This is a genomic window from Nocardioides sp. Leaf374, from assembly GCF_916862475.1.
GTDB classification, from domain to species: Bacteria; Actinomycetota; Actinomycetes; order Propionibacteriales; family Nocardioidaceae; genus Nocardioides; species Nocardioides kribbensis.
This window is the reverse complement of record NZ_CAKASO010000003.1, coordinates 97,314-118,075: the sequence shown is the minus strand read 5'-3', so window position 1 is coordinate 118,075 and position 20,762 is coordinate 97,314. Positions and strand designations below refer to the sequence as shown.

Below are 20,762 nucleotides of genomic sequence, written 5' to 3'. Positions count from 1 at the left end.
CCTCCCGTCCACGCCCGTCCGCGCCCGTTCCCGACCCCTCGAGGACCACCGTGCCCCAGTACGACCTTCCCGCCGCCGAGCTCGCCGCCTACCGCGGCAGCGTCACCGAGCCCACCGGCCTCGCCGCCTTCTGGGAGGAGACCCTCCAGGCCTCCCGCGCGCGCGCCCGCGCTCCCCGGGTCGAGCCCGTCGACGCCCGCCTGCCCCTGGTCGAGGTGAGCGACGTGACCCTCAGCGGCTACGACGGCGAGCCCGTGCGGGCGTGGTACCGCCGCCCCGCCGGGGTGGGCGGCGACCTCCCGCTGGTCATCCGCTACCAGGGCTACACCGGCGGCCGCGGCCTGCCCCACCAGGTGCCGCACTGGACGCTGGCGGGCTACGCCACCCTCGACGTCGACAGCCGCGGCCAGGGCTCCGGCGGCGGCTGGGTCGGCGACACCCCCGACCCCCACGGGCACGGACCGTCGTACCTCGGGGGCTTCATGACGCGGGGCCTGGAGGACCCGGCCCGGCACTACTACCGCCGGCTCTTCACCGACGCGGTGCTGGCGGTCGACGCCGGTGTCGCGCTGCCGGGCGTCGACCGCGACCGGGTCGTCGTCGCCGGCGTCAGCCAGGGCGGCGGCATCGCGCTGGCCGTCTCGGGCCTGCACGACGGACTGGCCGGCGTGCTCGCCGACGTGCCCTTCCTGTGCGACATGCCGCGCGGGGTGGCCATCGCCTCGACCGGCCCCTACCTCGAGGTGGCGGCCTTCCTCGCCTCCCACCGCGACGCCGCCGACCGCGCCTTCGCCACGCTCGCCCACTTCGACGCGGCGGTGCTGGGGCGCCGCGCGAGCGCGCCCGCGCTGATGTCGGTGGCGCTGATGGACACCGTCTGCCCGCCCTCCACCGTGCACGCGGCCCGCAACACCTACGGCGGGCCCAGCGAGCTGGTCGTCTACCCCTGGAACGACCACGAGGGCGGGCAGTTCCACCAGGAGGCGGCCCAGCTGGAGTGGCTGGCCAAGCTCCTCGGCGGCCCCACCCCCGGCCGGGCCTGAGCCGTGCCCGCGCGGGTCACCGTGGCCGACGTGGCCCGGGAGGCGCGGGTCTCGGTGGCCTCGGTCTCCCGGGCGCTCAACGACGCCCCGGGCGTCGGCGCCGCGACCCGCGACCACGTGCGCGCCGTCGCCCGACGGGTGGGCTACGAGCGCTTCGCCCCGGCCGCCGACCTGGCGCACGGAGCGGGCCGCGGCTCCGGGCCCGGGGCGGCCACGATGGCCGACGTCGCGGCCCGCGCCGGGGTCTCGCCCGCCACGGTCTCGCGCGCCCTCGCCGGCTCGCCCCGGGTCAGCGCCTCGACCCGCGCGCAGGTGGAGGCGGCCGCGCGGGAGCTCGGCTACACCGTCTGCACCGCCGCGGCCTCGACCGCCCGGGCCCGGTGAGCGCGGCGCCGGGGGCGACCGCGGCGTGCTAACTTCGCCGCGAGCCAGAACACATCTGACGATGTGCGGGAATCCGGTGAGAATCCGGAGCTGACGCGCAGCGGTGAGAGTGACTGGTGGGACGACGCACCACTGGGCCCGTGGCCTGGGAAGGTGTCCCACCGGGACGAACTCGAGTCCGAAGACCGGCTGGCTCGCCTGACCGATGCCGGCCCGCGCGACTCGGGTCCCCGACAGATGCGAGACCCGCTGTGGCCGTGACCCGTCCCGCCCCGCCGACCGCGCCCGCGCGCGCCGCCGACCCGCCCCCGCCCGGCGTACGACGCGGCCCGCGGCTCGCGCTGCACCTGGGCCTGCTGGCGGCCCTGGCCGTCTCGCTCGTGGTGGCCCTCGCGCTGGGCTCGGAGCGGCTGCCGGTGGGCGGGGTCGTCGACGTGGTGCGCGAGCGCGTTCTGCACGGGCGCCCGGGCCCCGACCCGGTGCTCGACGTCATCGTCTGGGAGCTGCGCGCCCCGCGCGTGCTGATGGCGGCGGTGGTCGGCGCCGGGCTCGCGCTGGCCGGCACGGCGATGCAGACCCTGGTGCGCAACCCGCTGGCCGACCCCTACCTGCTCGGGGTCTCGGCGGGTGCCGGCGTCGGGGCGACGGCGGTCATCGCCTTCGGTGCGCTCGCCGCGCTCGGGGCGTGGGCGCTGTCGGTGGGCGCCCTGCTCGGGGCGCTCGGCGCGGCGGTGCTCGTCTTCGGGGTCTCGCTGGCCCAGGGCGGCCTGACCCCGCTGCGGCTGGTGCTGACCGGGGTGGTGATGTCGTCGGCCTTCTCGTCGGTCTCCAGCCTCATGGTCTTCCTCGGCGAGGAGCCCCGCGCGACCGAGTCGGTGCTCTTCTGGCTGCTCGGCTCGCTCGCGGGCGCGACCTGGGCGCAGCTGGTGGCGCCCGCGGCGGCGGTGCTGGTGGCGGCGGTGCTCGTCGTCGGCGTGCACGGCTGGCTCGACGCGCTGGCCACCGGCGACGACACCGCCGCCGCGGTCGGCGTGCCGGTCGCGGCGCTGCGGATCGCGCTCTTCGTCCTCACCTCCGCCCTCGTCGGGGTGCTGGTGGCGGTCTCGGGGGGCATCGGCTTCGTCGGCCTCGTCGTGCCCCACCTGGCGCGCCTGGTCGTCGGCGGCGGCCACCGGGCGATGCTCCCGGTGGCCGCGCTCGGTGGCGCGGTCTTCCTGGTGTGGGTCGACGTGGTCGCCCGCACCGTCGTGAGCCCGCAGGAGATCCCGCTGAGCGTGGTCACCGGCCTCGTGGGCGCGCCGGTCTTCCTGCTGCTGCTCGGGCGCCGGCGCTACCACTTCGGGGGCGGGGCGTGAGCGGCCGGCCCGCACCGGCCCTGACGGCCCGGGCGCTGTCGTGCGCGGTCGGCGGGCGCGTCGTGCTGCGCGGTGTCGACCTCGACCTGGCACCCGGCAGCACCACCGCCGTGCTCGGCGTCAACGGCTCGGGGAAGACGACGCTGCTGCGCACGCTGGCGGGCCTGACGCGCCCCGAGACCGGGGCGGTGCTGGTCGGCGACCGCGAGGTCCACGACCTGCCGGCGCGCCGCCGGGCGCAGGTCGTGGCGTTCGTGGCGCAGGAGGAGAGCCCGCCGGCCGACATGACCGCGGGGGAGTTCGTGGCGCTGGGGCGCCTGCCCCACCACCGGCCGTGGGCGCGCGGCGACGGCGACCGGCCCCACGCCCGCGCCGCCCTCGCCGAGGTCGGGCTCGACGCCGCCCTCGACCGGCCCTGCGCCCAGCTCTCGGGCGGCGAGCGGCGGCGGGTCTGCCTGGCCCGCGGCCTGGTGCAGGACTGCGAGCTGCTCGTGCTCGACGAGCCGACCAACCACCTCGACGTCAGCCATCAGGTGGCGCTGCTCGCGCTGCTGCGCGCCTCCGGGCGCACCGTGCTGACCGCGCTGCACGACCTCGCGCTCGCCGCGGCCTACGCCGACCAGGTGGTCGTGCTCCACGAGGGCCGGGTCCACGCCGCGGGTGCACCGCACGACGTGCTCACCCGCGACGTCGTCGCCCGGGTCTTCGGCGTCGACGCCGCCCACCTCAGCGACTCGCGGGGTCGCCACCACCTCGTCGTCGGCCCCGGCCGCCACCTGCGCTGACCCGGCTCCCGCCGCGTCGGCCCACCGCCCTCCCGCCACCCTCCCGCCGCCCTCCCGTCGCTCCTCCCTCCCGAAGGCAGGTCCCCCGTGCACCGTCCCCTCCCCGTCCGTCCAATCCCGGTCCGTCTCCTCGCCGTCCGCCCTGTCTCCGCGCTCGCCGCCGTGGCGGTCCTGGCCCTGACGACGTCGTGCGGTGCCGGCCCCGCGACCGGCCCGGCGGCGGGCTCGCCGGGCGCGACCGGCGCCTCGCTCGTGCTCGAGAACTGCGGGGAGGAGCGCGCCTACCCCGACCCGGCCGAGCGGCTCTACGTCTACGACGGCGGCATGATCGCGATGGTGCTCGCCGTGGGCGCGGCCGACGCCGTCGCCGGCATCAGCGGGCTCCAGGACGACGCCGAGGCCCTGGCCCGGGTCTACGGCGAGGACGTCGTGGCCGACCTCCCGGTGGCCAGCGAGGACCGCCCCACGGTCGAGAACGTCCTGCTCCAGCGCCCCGACCTCATGCTCGCCGGCTGGAGCTACGGGTGGGACGAGGACGCCGGTCTGACCCCCGACGGGCTGGCCGAGCGCGGCATCGCGGCGTGGACCCTCACCGAGTCGTGCCGCCAGGGCGACGGCGAGAGCCGCGGCGTCGTCGACCCCTGGACCGCGCTGAGCACCGACCTGACCGCGCTGGGCCGCCTCACCGGGCACGAGGACGACGCGGCCGCCCGGGTCGCCGACGTCGAGGAGCGCCTGGCCCGGCTGCGGCAGGCGCCGCGGGCCGCGAAGACGCCCACCGTGTTCCTCTTCGACAGCGGCACCGCCTCGCCCTTCACCAGCGGCTCCTACGGCGGGCCGCAGGGCGTCATCGACGCGGCCGGTGCCCGCAACGCCACCGAGGACGTCGCCGACACCTGGACCACCGTCTCCTGGGAGCGGGTGGCGGCCGCCCGGCCCGACTACATCGCCTTCGTCGACTACCCCGGCCAGAGCTTCGAGCAGAAGGTCGCCGTGCTGCAGGCCAACCCCGCGACCCGCGACCTGCCCGCGGTGCGCGAGGAGCGCTTCCTCGACCTGCCCTACGCCGCCTGGGTCAGCAGCCCGCTGAACATCGACGCCGCCGAGCAGCTGCGCGCCGCCCTGGAGGAGGTCGACCTGCTGCCCGCCTCCGGCATCGAGCCCGCCCACGACCTGCGGCCCTGAGTCCCCGGCTCAGGGCGCGCGCAGGTGGGCGCGCTGGCCCTGGCGCCCGATGAGGCTGAGGAACTCCACCGGGCCGGCCGAGGTCGCCCCGAACCAGTGCGGCGTGCGGGTGTCGAACTCCACGGCCTCGCCGGGGCCCAGGCGCAGGTCGTGCTCGCCGAGCACGAGGCGCAGCGTGCCGTCGAGCACGTAGGCCCAGTCGTGGCCCTCGTGGGTGCGCAGGGTGGGGCGCGCGTCGTCGCGCCCGGTGGGTAGCACGAACTTGTAGGCCTGGATGCCGCCCGGGCGTCGGGTCAGTGCGATCACGCTGCCGCCGTCACCGGTCGCCACCGGGCGCAGGTGCACCCGGGGGTCGCCCGTGGCCGGGGCGTCGACGAGCTCGTCGAGGGTGACCCCGTGGGCGCGGGCCAGGGGCAGCAGCTGCTCGAGGGTGGGGCGGCGCAGCCCCGACTCGAGCCGCGACAGCGTGCTGGTGGACACGCCGGTCTCGTCGGCGAGCTCACCGAGCGTGAGGCCGCGGTGCTGGCGCAGGGCACGCAGCCGTGGGCCCACGGCGTCGAGGGTGCTCTCGGCCTGCTCCCGGGGATGGGTCACCGGGCCAGTTTGCCGTTCGGCAACAGTGATTGCCAGAGGTGGTCCGGTCCGTCATCGTCGGGAGCCACGGCCGCCGCGGTGGCGGCCACGGAGGGAGACCCGTGACGCACGCGTTCGACAAGGACTACTGGGAGGGCGTCTGGCGCGGCGACCGCGCCCTGGCCATGGCCGCCGGTGGGCCCCACCCCCACCTCGTGGCCGGTACCCGCGACCTCGAGCCCGGCACGGCGCTCGAGGCCGGCTGCGGCGCCGGGGTGGAGGCGGTGTGGCTGGCCGGCGCCGGCTGGCGGGTGACCGGCGCCGACATCGCCGCCGACGCGCTCGCCCGGGCCGCCGAGCGGGCCGACGCGGCCGGGGTCGCCGACCGGGTCCGGTGGGTCGAGGCCGACCTGTCGGTCTGGGAGCCCGAGGAGCGCTTCGACCTCGTCACCACCCACTACGCCCACCCGGCCACCCCGCAGCTGGACTTCTACGACCGTCTCGCCAGCTGGGTCGCCCCCGGCGGCACGCTGCTGCTGGTCGGTCACCTCCACGACGAGGGTCACCAGCACGGCTCCGGTCACGGGCACGGGCACGGGCACGGCGAGGAGGCGGGACCGCCGGCGGAGGCCTCGGTGCGCGCCGCCGACGTCGTGGCGCGGCTCGACCCGGCGCGGTGGGAGGTGGTCACGGCCACCGAGTCGCGCCGCACCGTCACCGTGCCCGACGGGCGGGAGGTGGCGGTGCACGACGCCGTCGTGCGTGCCCGGCGCCGCTGAGCGGCTCAGCCCAGCGCGCGGTAGAAGGCGAGGTGCTCCGCTGCGGCGCGCCGCCAGGTGAAGCCGTGGCTGTGGGCCCGGCCGCGGGCGGGGTCGGGCGGGGCGGCGAGGGCGTCGAGCAGGGCGGCGGCGATCGCGTCCGAGGTGCCGGCGTACGCGACGTGGTCGCCGAGCACCTCCCGCAGCACGGGCAGGTCGCGCGCCACGACGGGCACCCCGGCGGCGAGGGCCTCGAGCGGGGCCAGGCCGAAGCCCTCCTGGGTGGACACGAAGCCCAGGGCGGCGGCCTCGGCGACCAGGGAGGGCAGGGCGTCGTGGGCGACCACGCCGAGCACCTCGGGCTCCACGCCCAGCTCGGCCGCGCGGCGGTCGAAGGCGGCGCGGTAGTCGCGGTAGTCGAAGAGGGTCTCGCCGCCGGCGAGCACGAAGCGAAGGTCGGGCACCTCGCGCCGGGCCAGGGCGTAGGCCTCGAGCAGGTCGAGGGTGCCCTTGCGGGGCTCGATGCCGCCGAGGGCCAGCACGTAGCGACCGCACCGCCGTCGCCAGCGGGCGCGGCCCTCGGTGTCGCGCCCGCCGGCCTCGAAGCGGGCGGCGTCGACGCCGTTGGCGATGACGGTGGCCGGCAGGCCCCAGCCGGCCTCGACCTCCGCGGCGACGGCGGCCGAGACGCAGACGCGCGCGACCGGCTCGACCACGGCGCGCTCGTGGCAGGCGACCAGCTCGGGGGTGGTGAAGGTGTCGAGGTGGTGCACGGTGCGCACGCACGGCCCCGAGCGCATGGCGGCGTTGGCGCTGATGCAGTCCTGGGCGTGGACCACGTCGTAGGCGTCGCGCTCGGCGGCGAAGGCCCGGTCGAGGGTGTCGATCGAGCGCAGGATGCGGGGGCCGACCTCGTCGCCGAGGTCGGGGAAGGGCACCGCGTGCACGGTGACCGCCGGGTCGACGGGGCGGAAGAACGCGGTGTCACCCCCGCGGCCGAGGGTCCACAGGTGCACGTCGAGCCCGTCGAGGCCCGCCAGCGCCTCGGCCAGCGCGAGGGTGTGCACGACCCCGCCGCGGGGCTTGGTGGAGTAGGTCAGCAGGGCGATCCTCATGGGTGCCTCCCCGGGGCATAGGCCGAGCGGCTGAGCTCGTCGAGGTGGTGCAGCGTGCGGCGGGCCCGGGCGACCTCGCCGTCGACGTCGACCGTCGCGACGGCCAGCCCGCCCTTGGTCGAGGTGCGCGCGAGCACGTCGCCGCCCGGGCCCACCACCTTGGCCTGACCCAGGAAGCGCAGCGAGCCCAGGGAGCCGGTCTGGTTGGAGGAGGCCCAGACGACCTGGTTCTCCGCGGCCCGGGCGCAGTCGTAGAGGTCGAAGAGGCGGGCCTGCCGGTCGTGCACGAGCCGCTCGGCGCGGTCGGTCACCGAGGCGGGCCAGGCCGAGAGGCAGGCCAGGACACGTGCGCCGTCGAGCGCCATCGCGCGTGCCGCCTCGGGGAAGGTCTTGTCGTAGTCGATGAGCAGGCCGAGGCGACCGACCGGGGTGTCGAAGGCGCGGAAGGCGTCGCCGGGGACGTAGACGCGCGACTCGCCGGCCGGAAGGTGCACCTTGCGGTGGTGGCCGAGCACGCCGTCGCCGGTGAGGCAGACCGCGGCGTTGTAGATGCGTCCGCTGCCGTCGTCGGCGGCCTCGGCGTACCCCAGGCAGACCACCGTGTCGCCGGCGATCCGGGCCACCCGCCGCAGCTCCTCGGAGTCGGGGAGCAGCGCGGGCGGCGGGCCGGAGGGGGTGCGCAGGTCGTCGAGGTAGCCGCCGAGGGCGGCGTCGGGCAGCACGACGACGTCGCAGCCGGCCGCCCGCGCGTCCACGACGATGCCCTCGACCTTGGCCAGCGCGCGGTCGAGGTCGCGCCCGAAGTGCGCGGCGACGGCACCGATGGTGACCGGCACTAGGAGACCCGGCGCACCTGTGGCCGCGCCCCCACGGACTCGCGGATGGTGGCCGCCACGTGCTCGGCGTCGCGGGCGATCCCGAGGAAGCGTCCCGAGCCCCACGTGTGCAGCCAGGGCAGGCCGAGGAAGGACAGCCCCGGCACCGCCGTGACACCGCGGTGGTGGGTGGGGCGCCCGCTGCCGTCGAAGGCGCCGACGCCGACCCACCGGTAGTCGGGGCGGTAGCCGATGGCCCACACCACGCTGGTGACGCCGGCCGCGGCCAGGTCGAGCTCGAGCGGGTCGGCGTCGGGGGTCCACACGGGGGAGTAGCGCGAGGGCGGCGGGGCGTCGATCCCCTCGCGCTCGATCCAGCGGTCGATGTCGGCGCAGATGGAGTTGTAGGTCGCGTCCGCGGCGTCGAGCGCCGCGGTCAGCGTCGGGCGGAACTCCAGGCGTGTGCCGCGGCCGCCGGCCAGCAGGCCGTGGAGCCGCATGCCCTGCGAGGCCAGCAGGCGCAGGTCGAGGTCGCGGCCGCCGTCGCGCCCCGTCACGTAGTGGTTGGTCTTCTCCCGGGCCGCGAGGCCTCCGGGGTACTGCGCGACCGCGGTGTCGTAGAGGCCCATGTCGGCCAGCCAGGTCATGCAGTCGCGGCCGCGGTAGGTGCGCGCGACCCGCGGGGCGTCGCCGAGGGCGAGGTGCACCTGGCGGCCCTCGAGGTGGAGGTCCTCGGCGATCTGGGTGCCGGACTGGCCACTGCCGACGACGAGCACGCCGCCGTCGGGCAGGTCGGCCGCGCGCTTGTAGTGGGCCGACTCCAGCTGGGTGAGGCCCGGGTCGAGCGCCGCGGCCCAGGGCGGCACGATCGGCACGTGGTAGCCCCCGGTGGCCACGACCACGTGCTCCGCGCTCCAGGTGGTCTCCCCGTCGGGGCCGGTGCTCTCGAGCACGAAGCCGCCGGCCTCGCCCTGGCGCAGGGCGGTGACCCGTGTGTGCTCGCGCAGCGGCGGGTCGAAGGTGGCGGCGTAGCCCCCGAGCCAGGCCACGACCTCGTCGCGGGTCATGAACCCGTCGGGGTCGGGGCCGTCGTAGGCGTAGCCCGGCAGGCGGCAGTGCCAGTTGGGGGTGACCAGGGTGAAGTTGTCCCAGCGGGTGTCGGCCCACTCGTGGGCGGCCGTGGCGGCCTCGAGCACGACGTGGTCGATCCCGTCGCGGGTCAGGCACCAGCTCGTCGCGAGCCCGGCCTGGCCGCCGCCGACGACGGCGACGGTGGTGTGCACGGTGGTCATGGGCGCTCCGGGGTCGTGGGGCTGGTGGGTGCGGCGGCGGGCAGCGGGGGCCACATCCGCACGACCTCGACGAGGTCGTCGGGGCGGTGCGCGGCGGCTCGGCGCCGCACCAGCTCGGCGCTGGCGGCGGCCGAGGTGCAGGCGAAGCCGTAGCGCTGCCGCACGCGCTCGCCGGCCTCGGCGAGCGCGGTCGTGGCGCGGTGGGCGAAGTCGGCGACGGTGTAGCGGGCGCCGGGGGCGAGGTGGTCGTGCATGACCAGCGAGGGCGACCAGCAGTCCTGGAGGCTGCCGTCGGGCCAGCGCACCGAGACCGTCATCTCAGGCATGCGCCGCGACCCGCTCGTGCTCGACGTAGAGGTCGGGGCGCCGGTCGCGCAGGTGGAACATCGCGCGCCGGGCGGTGCCGAGCAGCTCCTCGACGTCGACCCGGGCGTAGGCGACGCCCTCGGTGGTGCCGGTGGCGGCGAGCACGTCGCCGCCGGGTCCGACGACCTTGGCCGAGCCGACGAAGCGCAGCGACCCGAAGGTGCCGGCCTGGTTGGAGGCCACCCAGAGGACCTGGTTCTCCAGCGCCCGGGCCTGGTCGAAGAGGTCGAAGCGCCGCTTCCAGCGGTCGTCGGCCAGGTCGCCGGCCGTGGCTGTGCGCGAGGCCGGCCAGGCCGAGATGCACACGACGGTCTCGGCGCCGTCGAGGGCCAGGCCGCGGGCCGCCTCGGGGAAGGCCTTGTCGTAGCAGATGAGGGCGCCGAGTCGCCCGACGGCGGTGTCGACGGCGCGGAAGACGTCGCCGGCCTCGTAGTAGAGACTCTCGCCGAGGGGCTGGTGCACCTTGCGGTGCACGCCGAGCACCCCCTCGCCGGAGACGATCGCGGCGCTGTTGAAGCGTCGGCCGCCGTCGGACTCGCAGAAGCCGACCACGAGCGTCATCTCGCGGGCGAGCGCGGCCACGCGGCGCAGCTCGGGTCCGTCGGCGTCGAGCACGGGTGGGAGCGAGTCGGGGGCGTCGGGGTGCGTGCCGTCGCGTCCCGAGCCGAGCACCGACAGGTAGCCGCCCAGGCAGGCCTCGGGCAGCGCCAGCAGCGACGTGCCGCGCTCGCGAGCCCGCGCCACCAGGTCGCCGACCTGGCGCAGGTTGTCGTCGAGGTCGCGCCCGAAGCCTGCGCTGACGGCCCCGACGGTGAGCGTGCCGGGCGTGCCGGGCGTGCCGGGCGTGCCGGGCGTGGTGGGCGTGGTGCTCATCGGGAGGACCCCATTCCGGTGACGGTGGAGGTGACGGCGTCGGTGACGACGCCGTCGGGCCAGCGCAGGCCGACGCCCGCGCCGGAGGTGAGCTCGCCGCAGGCGGCGGAGGTGACGAAGGGGGGCAGCGCCGCGCGGGCCGGTGCCGCCTCGGCGGTGACCATGGCGAAGCCGGGGAAGCAGGTCAGCCAGTCGCCGTACGCCGCCCCCTCGGGGGTCGGGACGGCCGCGACGTCGAGCACCGCACGGCAGCCGGAGGCCTCGGCGAGCATGCCCGTGGTGCCGACCACGCCGCTCATGCTGACGTCCTTGGCCGCGGTGGGCCGCAGCGCGGGCACGACCCCGGCCAGGGCCCGCAGCTGCGCGCCGGTGCGGTGGCTGGAGGAGTCCCACTGCGACCCGGTGTAGCCCGGGCGCCAGCCGCCGCCGAGGTCGGCGGTGACCCGCAGCGTCTGCCCCGGGTCGGCGCCGCCGCCGGCGACGGGGCGCGAGGTGCGGCCCAGGGCGGTGACCGACAGGGCGGCGGGCACGCCGAGCTGGGTGTGCCCGCCGACGACCGGCACGCCCCAGGCGCGGCTGGCGTCGGTGAGCCCGCGCAGGACGCGGCGGGCGAAGGAGGCGTCGCGGGCGCCGAGGGCGTCGAGCAGCGCGACGGGGGCGGCGCCCATGGCGGAGAGGTCGTTAAGGTTGACCAGCACGGCGCACCAGCCGGCCCACTCGGGGTCGCGCTCGACCATGGAGGGGAGCACGGCGTCGCAGGCGGCGACGAGGTCGGAGCCGGGCACGGGCGCGCCGTCGTCGCCCAGGAACCCGGGCGGCACCCCGGCCGACAGCTCGTCGAGCAGGCCGCCCAGGGCGGCCTTGGTGGCGTCGACCAGCCGCTGCACCCGCCCGATCGGCCAGTCCACGACCACGTGGGGGTGGCCGTGCCGGTGGGTGCGCTCGCGCGGCACCCAGCCGAGGCGGCGGAAGAGGGGCTCGTTCTGCGCCTGCACCGTGGCGTCGAAGCGCAGCGCGCCCGCGGCCTCGGCCGCGGCGCAGGCCGCGCGCACCAGGGCGGCGCCGACGCCCAGCAGCAGCCGGGCGTCGGAGGCCACCGCGAGCCGCGAGCCGCGCCACCAGCCGAGGTCGCGCCCGGCGGTGGCGGGGTGGAGCCGCACGCCGCCGAGCACCTCGCCGCCGGCGTCGGGGTGGGTGGCGACGGCGACCAGCACCACGGTGCGCGGGTCGTCGTCGACGTCGTCGCGGTCGGAGCCGTCGAAGAGGCCCTGCTCGCGCACGAACACCTCGCGGCGCAGCGCGTGGTAGGCCGCGACCTGGCGGGCCCCGGCGCGCACCACGACGAAGGCGTCGAGGCTCGGAGCCGCCCGGCGGGCGCCGGTGAGGACCACCTCGTCGACCAGGCCGGTCACGACGCGGCCTCCGCCGAGGAGCACGAGCCGAGCGCCGAGCAGGCCCCGCAGGCCGCGCAGCCCGCCGCCTGGTCGGAGCCCAGCATGCCGTGGGCGCGCAGCGCGGCCGCGACCTCGGTGGTGACCCGGTAGACGTCGGCGGGCCTCGGGGCGACGGCTCCGTCGACGTCGACGGCCAGCGTGCCCGCCAGCGGGCGGAAGGGCACGACGAAGGGGTAGACCCCCATCTCGATGAGCTCCACCGCCCCGGCGACGAGCTCGTCGGGGTCCTCGCCGAGGCCGACGAGGAGGTAGGTCGAGACCTGGTTCCACCCGAAGACGCGCACGGCCTCGGCCCAGGCGGCGCGGTAGTCGGCGAGCGCCACCGAGCCCTTGCCGGGCATCCAGGCGAGGCGGGCGGCCTCGTCGAGGGACTCCACGTGGATGCCGATGGAGCGGGCGCCGGCGTCGTGGAGCTCCTGGAGCGAGGCCAGGTCGCCCGGCGGCTCGCACTGCACCTGGATCGGCAGGTCGGGCAGCACCTCGCGCACCGCCCGCACGCAGCGGGCCAGGTGGGTCGCCCCGCGGTCGCGGCCGTTGCTGGTGCCGGTGGTCATCACCAGCTGGGTGATGCCGTCGAGGTCGTGGGCGGCGCGGGCCACCTCGGCGATCTGCGCCGGCGTCTTGACCGCGACCGTCGCGCCGGCGCGCAGCGACTCCTCGATCGCGCAGAAGCGGCAGCGCTCGGCCTCGGCGTACCGCACGCAGGTCTGGACGACGGTCGTGGCCAGCACGTTGCTGGAGTGCAGCCGCGCGATCTGCTCGTAGGGGACGCCGTCGGCGGTCCGGAGGTCGTAGAAGCGGGGGCGGGCCACCGCCTCGACCCCCATGCCGGTGTCGGCGCCGTCGAGGAGCAGCTTGCCGCCGCTCACGGTGTAGGGGCTGCGCGGGTTGAGCGGCACCGCCGCCCCCACACCGTCGAGCAGCAGGTGCCCGTCGTCGCTGGGGCCGGCGCCCGCGCGGCGCGCGACCGGGGCGTCGGACGGGTCGGCGAGGCGGATGCCCAGGATCGCCACGTCCACGCGGGTGTCGGCCGTCATGACGTCAGCCGCTCAGAGGTTGTAGACGGAGTTGATGATGGCGCCCTTGTTGGCGAAGTGGATGACGGCGTCCTGCACGTCGAGCGGGTGGCAGGGGATCACGCCCTCGATGAGGTCCTCCTCGCGCTGGCCGTGCAGGGCCATCCCGAAGCGGCAGCACAGCACCGTGCCGCCCTCGGCGATGAAGGTCTTGATGGCGTCGTTCATGTTCTGGTTGCCGGGGAAGGCGACGTCGCCGGTGGTGGGGAAGCCGCGGGTGTCGGCGCAGGCCAGGGCGCCGGGGCCGTAGAAGTAGAGGGTGGCGTCGAAGCCCTTGCGCAGCGCGCGGGTGGTCTGGAGGACCGCCACGAACGACACCGACGACTCGTGCGGGATGCCGTGCACCAGGGTCAGCCAGGACTGTCCCTCGCCGGCCTGGTAGTCGGGGAAGAGCTTGGTCGAGCCGTAGAGGTTGGTGCCCTTCTCCTGGCTGGGGTGGGGGATCTCCGAGCGGGACTTCTCCATCGCGGCCAGGATCTCGTCGTCGAACACGGACATGTGCGGCTCCTCGGTTGGGGTGCGGGGCTGGGGTGGTGCGTGGTGGTGGTGCGGGTGGTGCCGTGGGGTCTCAGGTGCCGTAGAGGGCGTCGAAGTTGGCGTGGAAGAAGGCGTCGGCGAGCGCGCCGTCGCCGGCCGCCGCGGCCAGGCGGGCGCGCTCACCGGCGAAGTCGCCCCAGGGGGCGTCGGTGGCGAAGAGGACCCGGTCGTGGCCCACGCCGCGGCGCTCGATCTCCTGGGCCAGCCAGGCCGGCGCGAAGCCGATGGCCCAGCTGGTGTCGGTGTAGACCTGCTTGCCGGCCTCGATCCAGTCGAAGAAGAGGCCGCCGACGAGCTTGAGGTGGCCGCTCATGCCCCCGCCCAGGTGCACGAGGTGGATCTTGGTGGCGTCGCCGTAGCTCTCCACGAGACGGCTGATCCGGTCGACGTCGGAGGCGGCACCCGGCGAGGTGTGCACGTGCACGACGAGGTCGAGCTCGGCGGCGGTGGTGAACATCCGGTCGAGCTGCTCGGCGCAGTCGGGGGCGTCGGGCGCCCCGCCCAGCAGGAAGCTGGTCTTGAGCGCGACCACGCCGTCCTCGCGGGCCAGGGCGAGAGCCTCGTCGTTGCGCGCCGCGTCGCTCTGCTGCGGGCTCACCCACAGGCCGCAGCGCACGCGGTCGTCGCGCTGCGCCGCCTCGAGGGCGAGGTGGTTGAGCCCGAAGGCCACCGCGGGGTCCGGCACGCCGTAGTTGGGCAGCACCAGCGCGCGCTCGGTGCCCTCGGCGTCGAGGGTCGCGACGAGCTCGGCCACGGTCTCCAGCGCCGTGGTGTCGGGACTGATCGGTGGGCCGCCGTAGAAGCGGTACGCCGGGAGCTGGCCGATGTGCCGGTGGGCGTCGCGGTGGGCGGTGCGGGTCATGGCGAGAAGCCAACGCCCGCGGTGTTGCCGGGTGGTTTCGCGCGGAAGACGATCCGCGGCGCCACGCGTAAGGGTCGTGTTACCTGCGCCGGCTCCGCGAGCCGCGCCACGGGTGGGGGTGCACCAGCCCGCGACGGTGGAACCTCAGGTCGGCGTCGACGGCGCGAGCCGGGGGACCAGCCGCACGAGGACCAGCATGGCCAGCAGCTCGACCATGGTCTGGGTGACGACGGCCAGCGGGGCCAGCGCAAGCGACTCGGGGAGCGCGAGGGCCAGCGGCAGCACGACCAGCGAGTTGCGGGTCGCCACGGAGAAGACGGCCGCACGCGTGCCCGGCACGTCGAGCCCGGCGGACCGGCTCGCGGCCAGGCCGACCGGCACGGCGAGCACCACGAAGGCGGCGTAGAGGGGCACCAGGCGGGCCAGCTGCAGCGCCTCGGAGCCGACCGCGGCGATCTGGGACCCGATCACGACGGTCAGCGTGAGCATCATCAGCGGCACCATGGCGCCGGCCGTGGCGCGCTCGACGGCGCGCCCGGAGCGGTGGTGACGTCCCAGCGCCTGCACGAGCGCCGCAGCGGCGAGCGGCACCACGATCAGGACGAGGAAGGCCTCCACGAACGGCGCGGGCTCCACGACCGCGAGGACGTCGCCGCCCGCGAAGAGGAGGAGGTACGCCGGGAGGAGGAGCACCTGCGCGAGCATCAGCAGGGGCGCCGCCGCCAGCAGCCGGGCCCGGGCGCCACCGGCCAGGCCGGCGAAGACGATCACGTAGTCGATGCACGGGGTCAGCAGCACCAGCAGCACGCCGAGCGTCAGCCCCCGGTCGTCGGCGACGAACCGCGACAGCCCGAAGGCGAGGAGCGGCACCACCAGGAAGTTGCCGCCCAGCACCGCTGCGAGGAAGCGGAGGTCGCCGAACGCCCGGCCGACCTCCACGAGGGGCACCCCCAGGAAGGTCGCGAAGAGCAGCAGCGCCAGCGCCGGGTTGATCGCGTGCTCGAGCGACGGGGCGGCCCGGGGGGCCGCGAGACCGAGGACTGCCCCGCCCAGGATCGCGACGAGGTAGAGCGCGACCTGGTGGGAGTCCCACCACGTGACGAGCGTGCGGCTGGGCGCGGTGGGTCCTGGGCCGTTCACCTCGGCGGCCGGGGCACCGGCTCGGCGGGGGCGGGCGCGACCGCCCGGCGGGCGGCCAGGAGGAGCCGGTGGACCCGCGCCGCGGCGAGGCCGACGACGAGGCTCGCCACCAGCGCGGCCCAGGGGTGCCCGGCGTCCTCCAGGGGCGGGTAGACCTGCCAGTGCGTCAGGTAGATCCAGAGCGAGGCCTGGGCGACGGGCACGAGTAGCCGTGCCACCGGCGCCGGCACCCTCACCGGCCGGCGCAGGAGGAGGGCGGCGACGCCGAGCACCGCGACGACCTGCCTGGTCGTGTCCTCGCCGAAGTAGCCCCCCAGGGCCACGACCACCGACGCCGCCACGACCGCCCGCTGCGCCGGGGTCCGCGCCTCGGCGGCGGCCCACCCCAGCGCGACGCAGAAGGCGGCCGTCGCGACGGCGTACTCCTGCAGCGAGGCGGTGCTCCATCCCACGAGCACGAAGCGGAGCGCGACGGTGCCCACCACGGCGGCCATCGCGGCCGCGAAGCGGTGCGCCCGCTGCCACCGGTCGACGGCGGGCACGGCGAGGAGGGCGGCCAGCGCGAGCAGGCTCCACACCAGGACCTCGAGGAACCAGAACTCCCAGTCGTCGGTCCACCGGTCGGGCCCGAGGAGCTGGTTGAGGTAGAGCGCCGTGGCCGGGTGGTAGTCGCCGGTGACCGCCCCGGCCACGAGGATCCAGACCGAGGCGGGTACGGCGAACGCGGCGACCGTGGCGAGGATCGCGCGGGTCCGGGGCCGGCGTCCCTCCACCGGCAGCGCGAAGCGCGCGACGTTGTAGCCCGCGACCGCCAGCAGCACGTGGGCTCCACCCATGACGCTCACCAGGTCGGTGTGGGACGCGACGATCGCCAGGATCGCCGCGGCGCGCAGGATCGTCGGCACCTCGAGGAGGGTGGTCCACGCGCGCACGGGACGCGCCCTGCGCGCCAGCTCGACGGGGGTCAGGTGCGGCCAGTGGGCCGGGAGGTCGCCGAGCAGGCCGGCGAGTCGCGTGGAGGTCTCCACGAAGGCCAGCGAGTCGCCGCCGAGGTCGACGAAGCTGTCGTCGGTCGTGGCGTCGGGCCGACCGAGCACGACGGCGTAGAGGTCGCGCAGACGCTCGGCGGTGACCGGGCCCGCCCCCTCGTCGTGCGCCGAGGCCTCCCGGGCCGTGGAGGCGGCGTGGCGACGCAGGGCCGCGTGGTCGACCTTGCCGCTCGACGTGAGGGGCACCGCGGCCAGCGTGTGCACCACCACGGCTCCGTGGGGGAGGCCGCTGGCCGCCCGCAGCGACGCGCGCGCCGCCGCCGCCGACCGGGGGCGGTCGACGAACGCGTGGAGCCGGCCGTCGTGCTCCACCAGGCGGACGGGGACGGTGCACACCTCCTCGAGGCGTCCGAGGTCGAGGCGCAGCCCGAAGAGCTTGACGTGGCGGTCGAGGCGTCCCACGACCTCCCACAGCCCGTCGTCGCACTGCCGGCCGAGGTCGCCGGTGCGCAGCTCGTGGTGCTCGACGCCCCGCGCGAGGTCGCCACGCTCCAGGGCGTAGCCCATCATCACGTTGGGCCCGGAGTAGACGAGCTCCCCGACGCCGTCGGGGAGGTCCCGGCCCTCGACCGGCGCGAGACGCAGGTCGCCGCCGGGCACGGGCAGCCCGATGGCGTCGGGCCGGCTCGCGGCGAGGTGGGGCGGGAGGTAGGCCATGCGGGCGGTGGCCTCGGTGGCGCCGTACATGACGAAGAGGTCCCACCCGCGCCGTCGACCCAGCTCGGCGAAGCGCCGGACCGTGGCGGGCGCGAGCCGTCCGCCGGCCTGGGTGAGGTAGCGCAGGTCGGGCAGGTCGCGCTCGGCGAACCCCGAGGCGTCCAGCAGGTCGAAGGTGTGGGGCACGCCGGCCAGGCTGGTGACGCGGTGGCGACGGGCCAGGCGCCAGAAGCACTCGTCGGTCACCGAGAGACCGGTCAGCACCACGGCCGCACCGGCCCGCAGGTGGGAGGTCAGCACCGACAGGCCGTAGCAGTAGTGGATCGGCAGCGAGGTGATCGCGCGGTCCTCGGTGGTGAGAGCGAGGTAGGAGCCGATGCTGTCGGCGTTGGCCAGCACGTTGGCGCGCGAGAGGCGCACCAGCTTGGGCGAGCCGGTCGAGCCCGAGGTCGACAGGAGCAGGGCCAGGTCGGGGTGGAGGTCCGCGTCGGCGGCCCCGAGGAAGCGCTCCTCCACCTCGCGGTGGCGCGCGGCGTCGTCGGCACCCAGCAGGACGACGGGGAGGCGCCGGGCCCACGCGGCGAGGAGGTCGACGACGGAGTCGAGGTCGTTGCGGGCGCGGACCGCGAGGAGCCGTCGGGTCCCGCCGAGGGAGGCGGCCCGGGCCGTGACCAGCCCGGTGAGCTCGCCGTAGGTGACCAGGCGGTCGCCGTCGACGAGGGCGACGTCACCGTGGTCGCCCCCCAGCAGGTCGAGGTCGAGGTGGAGGTCGAGGTCGGGGTCGGGGTCCGGCCGGGTGCCGAGCGGACCGGACGCGGGCAGCGCGGTCACGGCCGACGGTCCGACGAGAACGCCACCACGTCGCCGGTCACGACGACGCCGACCCTCTCCCCGGGCAGGGGCACGACGCCCGCCGGCGTGCGCGCGACGACCAGCTCGCCCGTGGCCAGCCGCACCCGGACGGTGGCGTCGTGGCCGAAGAAGCTGGTGTCGAGGACCTCGGCGGCCACACCACGGTCGGCCGGGGTCACCTGCACCTGCTCCGCGCGCACGGCCACGCGCACCGGGCCGGCCGGCGCCGGGCCACGCAGTCCGATCTCACCCAGGGCGCAGCGCACCGCGCCGGGCGCGGACACCTCGACCGTGCCGTCGAGGAACACCGACAGGCCGACGAAGTCGGCGACGCGCTCGTCGGCCGGTGAGAGGTAGACCGCGGCCGGCCGGCCGACCTGGAGCAGCCGCCCGCTGTGCATCACCGCGACCTGGTCGGCCAGGGAGAGCGCCTCGCCCTGGTCGTGGGTCACCAGCAGCGCGGCCGCACCCCGCCGGCGCAGCGCCCGCACGACGGCGCGGCCGGTCTCCTCCCGCAGGCCGGCGTCGAGGGAGGAGAAGGGCTCGTCGAGGAGCACCATGGAGGGGCGGGGAGCCAGCGCCCGGGCCAGGGCGACCCGCTGCTGCTGGCCGCCCGACAGCTCGTGGGGATAGCGGTCGGCGAGGGTGTCGGGGAGGTCGACGAGCTCGAGGAGGCTCGCGACGGTGGCGCGTGCGGCCCGTCGCTGGGAGCGGGGGAGCCCGAAGACCACGTTGGCCGCGACGTCGAGGTGGGGGAAGAGCCCGCCCTCCTGGGGCACGTAGCCGAGCCGCCGGTGCCGCGGGGCGACCGCGGTCCGGTCGGCGACCACGGGCCGGCCGGCCACCGTGACGGTCCCCGTGCGGGGGGTGACGAACCCGGCGACGGTGCGCAGCAGCGTGGTCTTGCCGCAGCCCGACGGGCCGAGGATGGCGGTGACCCCGTCGGTCACGGTGAGGTCGAGGTCGTGGACGACGTCGCCGTCGCCGTAGCCCACGCTCAGGCCGCGCACCTCCAGCGCTGGCGCCGCGGCCGTCACGACGCCCCTCCGAGCGAGACGCGGCCCAGCAGCCACGTCGCCGGCACCGACAGCAGCACCAGCGCGAGGGCGTAGGGGGCCGCGGCGCCGTAGGCGACCGAGGAGGCGTCGGACCAGAATCGGGTCGAGAGGGTCTCGGTGCCGATGGGGGCCAGGAGGAGCGTGGCCGTCAGCTCGGTCGAGACCGCGAGCGACACGAGCGCCACCGAGGCGGCCAGGCCCGGTGCCACGAGGGGCACGGTCACCCGCGCGGCCGCCGCCGGGCCCGAGCAGCCGAGCGACCGGGCCACCTCGTCGAGACCGGGCGGCACGAGCTCCAGCGACGCGCGCACGCTGACCACGGCGCGCGGCAGGAACAGCACGGCGTACGCCGCGAGCAGCACCACCACCGTCTGGTAGAGCGCGGGCAGCACCCGGATCGACACGGTGACGAGGGCGAGCGCGACCACGATGCCCGGCAGCGACCCCGCGACGTAGGTGCTGCGCTCGACGAGCGTGGCCAGCGGGCCGCGGTGCCTGACCGCGAGCCACACGACCGGCACCGCGAGCGCGGTGGCCAGCGCACCGCCGGCCGCGGCCAGGGCCAGGGTGGAGCCGAGGGCACCGAGCAGGGAGTCGACGTCCAGCCGGGTGGAGGTGCCCCGCACCAGCCACCGCAGCAGGCTCGCCACGGGCACCACGAGCGCCAGGGCGACCAGCAGGGAGAGGCCGGCGACGACGGCGGCCCGGCTCCGCCCGAGGGGGACGCGCTCGCCGGTCCGGCTGACCCCCGACCCGACGCGCGAGCGCCGCCGACGCCCGCGCAGGGCCAGCTCGAGGACGAGCAGCACGGCGCAGAAGCCGACCAGCACCAGGGCGAGCAGCGTGGCCTGCGGTCCGTTGAACACGGTGGCGTACTGCTGGAGGATCGCGGTGGTCAGCGTGGGGTAGTTGAGCAGCTGCAGTGCGCCGTACTCGGCGAGGAGGTGGAGCCCGACGAGGAGGGCGCCGCCCAGGACCGCCGGGCTGATGGCGGGCAGCGTGACCCGCCAGAAGACGCCGCGGGCGCCGTGGCCCAGCGACTGTGCCACCTCTTCGACGCTGGGGTCGAGCCGGCGCAGCGCGGCGACCGTGGGCAGGTAGACCAGCGGGTAGTAGGACAGCGTCACCACCAGGACGGCACCGCCGAAGCTCTGCACGGCGTGGGTGGTGGAGACCCAGCCGTAGCCGTTGACGAAGGCGGGCACCGCGAGCGGCGCGCACAGCAGGCCGTGCCACCAGCCGCGACCGGGCAGGTCGGTGCGCTCGACCACCCACGCCGCGGCCGTGCCGAGGGCCACGCTGAGCGCGGTCCCGACGAGCAGCAGGCGCACGGTGTTCCACAGCAGCTCGCCCACGCGCGGGCGGACCAGGAAGTCGCTCGCCTGCCCGGGCTCGAGCTCGGAGGTGGTCCACAGCACGTAGCCGAGGGGGACGAGGGAGGCGGCCGCGACGAGGAGCCCGATGAGCACCAGCGGCCACGGCGCGCGCTGGTGGGCCCGCCGACCGCCGGTGCCGGCAGGGACCGCCGTCACC

The 20,762-nt window shown here is 76.4% G+C and carries 20 protein-coding genes and 1 riboswitch; of the genes, 6 read left to right on the top strand and 14 right to left on the bottom strand.

All coding sequences use genetic code 11. The annotated features are described in order from the left end of the window. Positions 1 to 50 precede the first annotated feature (50 nt). The 5 genes from LPA27_RS02530 to LPA27_RS02510 all read left to right on the top strand — a co-directional run bounded on the left by LPA27_RS02530 (position 51) and on the right by LPA27_RS02510 (position 4,752). A complete protein-coding gene (locus tag LPA27_RS02530; protein ID WP_056862157.1) occupies positions 51 to 1,043 on the top strand; it encodes an acetylxylan esterase in 993 nt (330 codons plus the stop codon). A gap of 30 nt (positions 1,044 to 1,073) precedes the next feature. Further along, positions 1,074 to 1,427: a helix-turn-helix domain-containing protein gene (locus LPA27_RS19335; RefSeq protein WP_228941391.1), complete on the top strand. Its 354-nt coding sequence runs from the start codon at positions 1,074 to 1,076 to the stop codon at positions 1,425 to 1,427. Positions 1,428 to 1,455: 28 nt separating this feature from the next. Next, positions 1,456 to 1,636, top strand: a riboswitch (cobalamin riboswitch). A gap of 132 nt (positions 1,637 to 1,768) precedes the next feature. Then, complete coding sequence (locus LPA27_RS02520) at positions 1,769 to 2,782, top strand: FecCD family ABC transporter permease (protein ID WP_228941426.1); 1,014 nt, start codon at positions 1,769 to 1,771, stop codon at positions 2,780 to 2,782. Further along, positions 2,779 to 3,567: an ABC transporter ATP-binding protein gene (locus LPA27_RS02515; RefSeq protein WP_228941390.1), complete on the top strand. Its 789-nt coding sequence runs from the start codon at positions 2,779 to 2,781 to the stop codon at positions 3,565 to 3,567. The genes LPA27_RS02520 and LPA27_RS02515 overlap by 4 nt, the downstream gene beginning before the upstream one ends. Positions 3,568 to 3,729: 162 nt before the next feature. Next, on the top strand, positions 3,730 to 4,752 hold the full coding sequence (locus LPA27_RS02510) for an ABC transporter substrate-binding protein (protein ID WP_228941389.1): 1,023 nt from the start codon (positions 3,730 to 3,732) through the stop codon (positions 4,750 to 4,752). Between the two features lie 9 nt (positions 4,753 to 4,761). Here LPA27_RS02510 and LPA27_RS02505 read toward each other — a convergent pair whose 3' ends face one another. Continuing rightward, a complete protein-coding gene (locus tag LPA27_RS02505) occupies positions 4,762 to 5,346 on the bottom strand; it encodes a helix-turn-helix domain-containing protein (protein ID WP_228941388.1) in 585 nt (194 codons plus the stop codon). A 101-nt stretch (positions 5,347 to 5,447) separates the two neighbouring features. On the opposite strand from LPA27_RS02505, the gene LPA27_RS02500 reads away from it, so the two are divergent. Then, the gene (locus LPA27_RS02500) at positions 5,448 to 6,104 is read left to right on the top strand and encodes an SAM-dependent methyltransferase (protein ID WP_228941387.1); all 657 of its coding nucleotides are present in this window, start codon (positions 5,448 to 5,450) and stop codon (positions 6,102 to 6,104) included. A 5-nt stretch (positions 6,105 to 6,109) separates the two neighbouring features. Here LPA27_RS02500 and LPA27_RS02495 read toward each other — a convergent pair whose 3' ends face one another. From LPA27_RS02495 to LPA27_RS02435, 13 genes are all read right to left on the bottom strand, one after another. Further along, the gene (locus LPA27_RS02495) at positions 6,110 to 7,198 is read right to left on the bottom strand and encodes an MSMEG_0565 family glycosyltransferase (protein WP_228941386.1); all 1,089 of its coding nucleotides are present in this window, start codon (positions 7,196 to 7,198) and stop codon (positions 6,110 to 6,112) included. Continuing rightward, a complete protein-coding gene (locus tag LPA27_RS02490; protein ID WP_228941385.1) occupies positions 7,195 to 8,034 on the bottom strand; it encodes a carbon-nitrogen hydrolase family protein in 840 nt (279 codons plus the stop codon). Before LPA27_RS02490 ends, LPA27_RS02495 begins: the two co-directional genes overlap by 4 nt. Continuing rightward, on the bottom strand, positions 8,034 to 9,305 hold the full coding sequence (locus tag LPA27_RS02485) for an MSMEG_0569 family flavin-dependent oxidoreductase (RefSeq protein ID WP_228941384.1): 1,272 nt from the start codon (positions 9,303 to 9,305) through the stop codon (positions 8,034 to 8,036). Before LPA27_RS02485 ends, LPA27_RS02490 begins: the two co-directional genes overlap by 1 nt. After that, the gene (locus LPA27_RS02480; protein ID WP_228941383.1) at positions 9,302 to 9,631 is read right to left on the bottom strand and encodes an MSMEG_0570 family nitrogen starvation response protein; all 330 of its coding nucleotides are present in this window, start codon (positions 9,629 to 9,631) and stop codon (positions 9,302 to 9,304) included. Before LPA27_RS02480 ends, LPA27_RS02485 begins: the two co-directional genes overlap by 4 nt. Next, on the bottom strand, positions 9,624 to 10,544 hold the full coding sequence (locus LPA27_RS02475) for a carbon-nitrogen hydrolase family protein (protein ID WP_056904750.1): 921 nt from the start codon (positions 10,542 to 10,544) through the stop codon (positions 9,624 to 9,626). The genes LPA27_RS02480 and LPA27_RS02475 overlap by 8 nt, the downstream gene beginning before the upstream one ends. Further along, the gene (locus LPA27_RS02470; RefSeq protein ID WP_228941382.1) at positions 10,541 to 11,956 is read right to left on the bottom strand and encodes an MSMEG_0567/sll0787 family protein; all 1,416 of its coding nucleotides are present in this window, start codon (positions 11,954 to 11,956) and stop codon (positions 10,541 to 10,543) included. The genes LPA27_RS02475 and LPA27_RS02470 overlap by 4 nt, the downstream gene beginning before the upstream one ends. Beyond that, complete coding sequence (locus tag LPA27_RS02465) at positions 11,953 to 13,035, bottom strand: MSMEG_0568 family radical SAM protein (RefSeq protein WP_228941381.1); 1,083 nt, start codon at positions 13,033 to 13,035, stop codon at positions 11,953 to 11,955. The genes LPA27_RS02470 and LPA27_RS02465 overlap by 4 nt, the downstream gene beginning before the upstream one ends. Positions 13,036 to 13,047: 12 nt before the next feature. Then, on the bottom strand, positions 13,048 to 13,572 hold the full coding sequence (locus LPA27_RS02460; RefSeq protein ID WP_228941380.1) for an MSMEG_0572/Sll0783 family nitrogen starvation response protein: 525 nt from the start codon (positions 13,570 to 13,572) through the stop codon (positions 13,048 to 13,050). 70 nt (positions 13,573 to 13,642) lie between these two features. After that, the gene (locus LPA27_RS02455) at positions 13,643 to 14,473 is read right to left on the bottom strand and encodes an amidohydrolase family protein (RefSeq protein WP_228941379.1); all 831 of its coding nucleotides are present in this window, start codon (positions 14,471 to 14,473) and stop codon (positions 13,643 to 13,645) included. Between the two features lie 144 nt (positions 14,474 to 14,617). Then, entirely contained in the window at positions 14,618 to 15,613 is a 996-nt protein-coding gene (locus LPA27_RS02450) for a bile acid:sodium symporter (protein WP_228941378.1), read from the bottom strand. Further along, the gene (locus tag LPA27_RS02445) at positions 15,610 to 18,150 is read right to left on the bottom strand and encodes an AMP-binding protein (RefSeq protein WP_228941377.1); all 2,541 of its coding nucleotides are present in this window, start codon (positions 18,148 to 18,150) and stop codon (positions 15,610 to 15,612) included. The genes LPA27_RS02450 and LPA27_RS02445 overlap by 4 nt, the downstream gene beginning before the upstream one ends. Beyond that, the gene (locus LPA27_RS02440; RefSeq protein WP_228941376.1) at positions 18,147 to 19,208 is read right to left on the bottom strand and encodes an ABC transporter ATP-binding protein; all 1,062 of its coding nucleotides are present in this window, start codon (positions 19,206 to 19,208) and stop codon (positions 18,147 to 18,149) included. The genes LPA27_RS02445 and LPA27_RS02440 overlap by 4 nt, the downstream gene beginning before the upstream one ends. Then, positions 19,205 to 20,761, bottom strand: a complete 1,557-nt coding sequence (locus LPA27_RS02435; protein WP_228941375.1) for an ABC transporter permease — start codon at positions 20,759 to 20,761, stop codon at positions 19,205 to 19,207. Before LPA27_RS02435 ends, LPA27_RS02440 begins: the two co-directional genes overlap by 4 nt. Position 20,762: the final 1 nt, after the last annotated feature.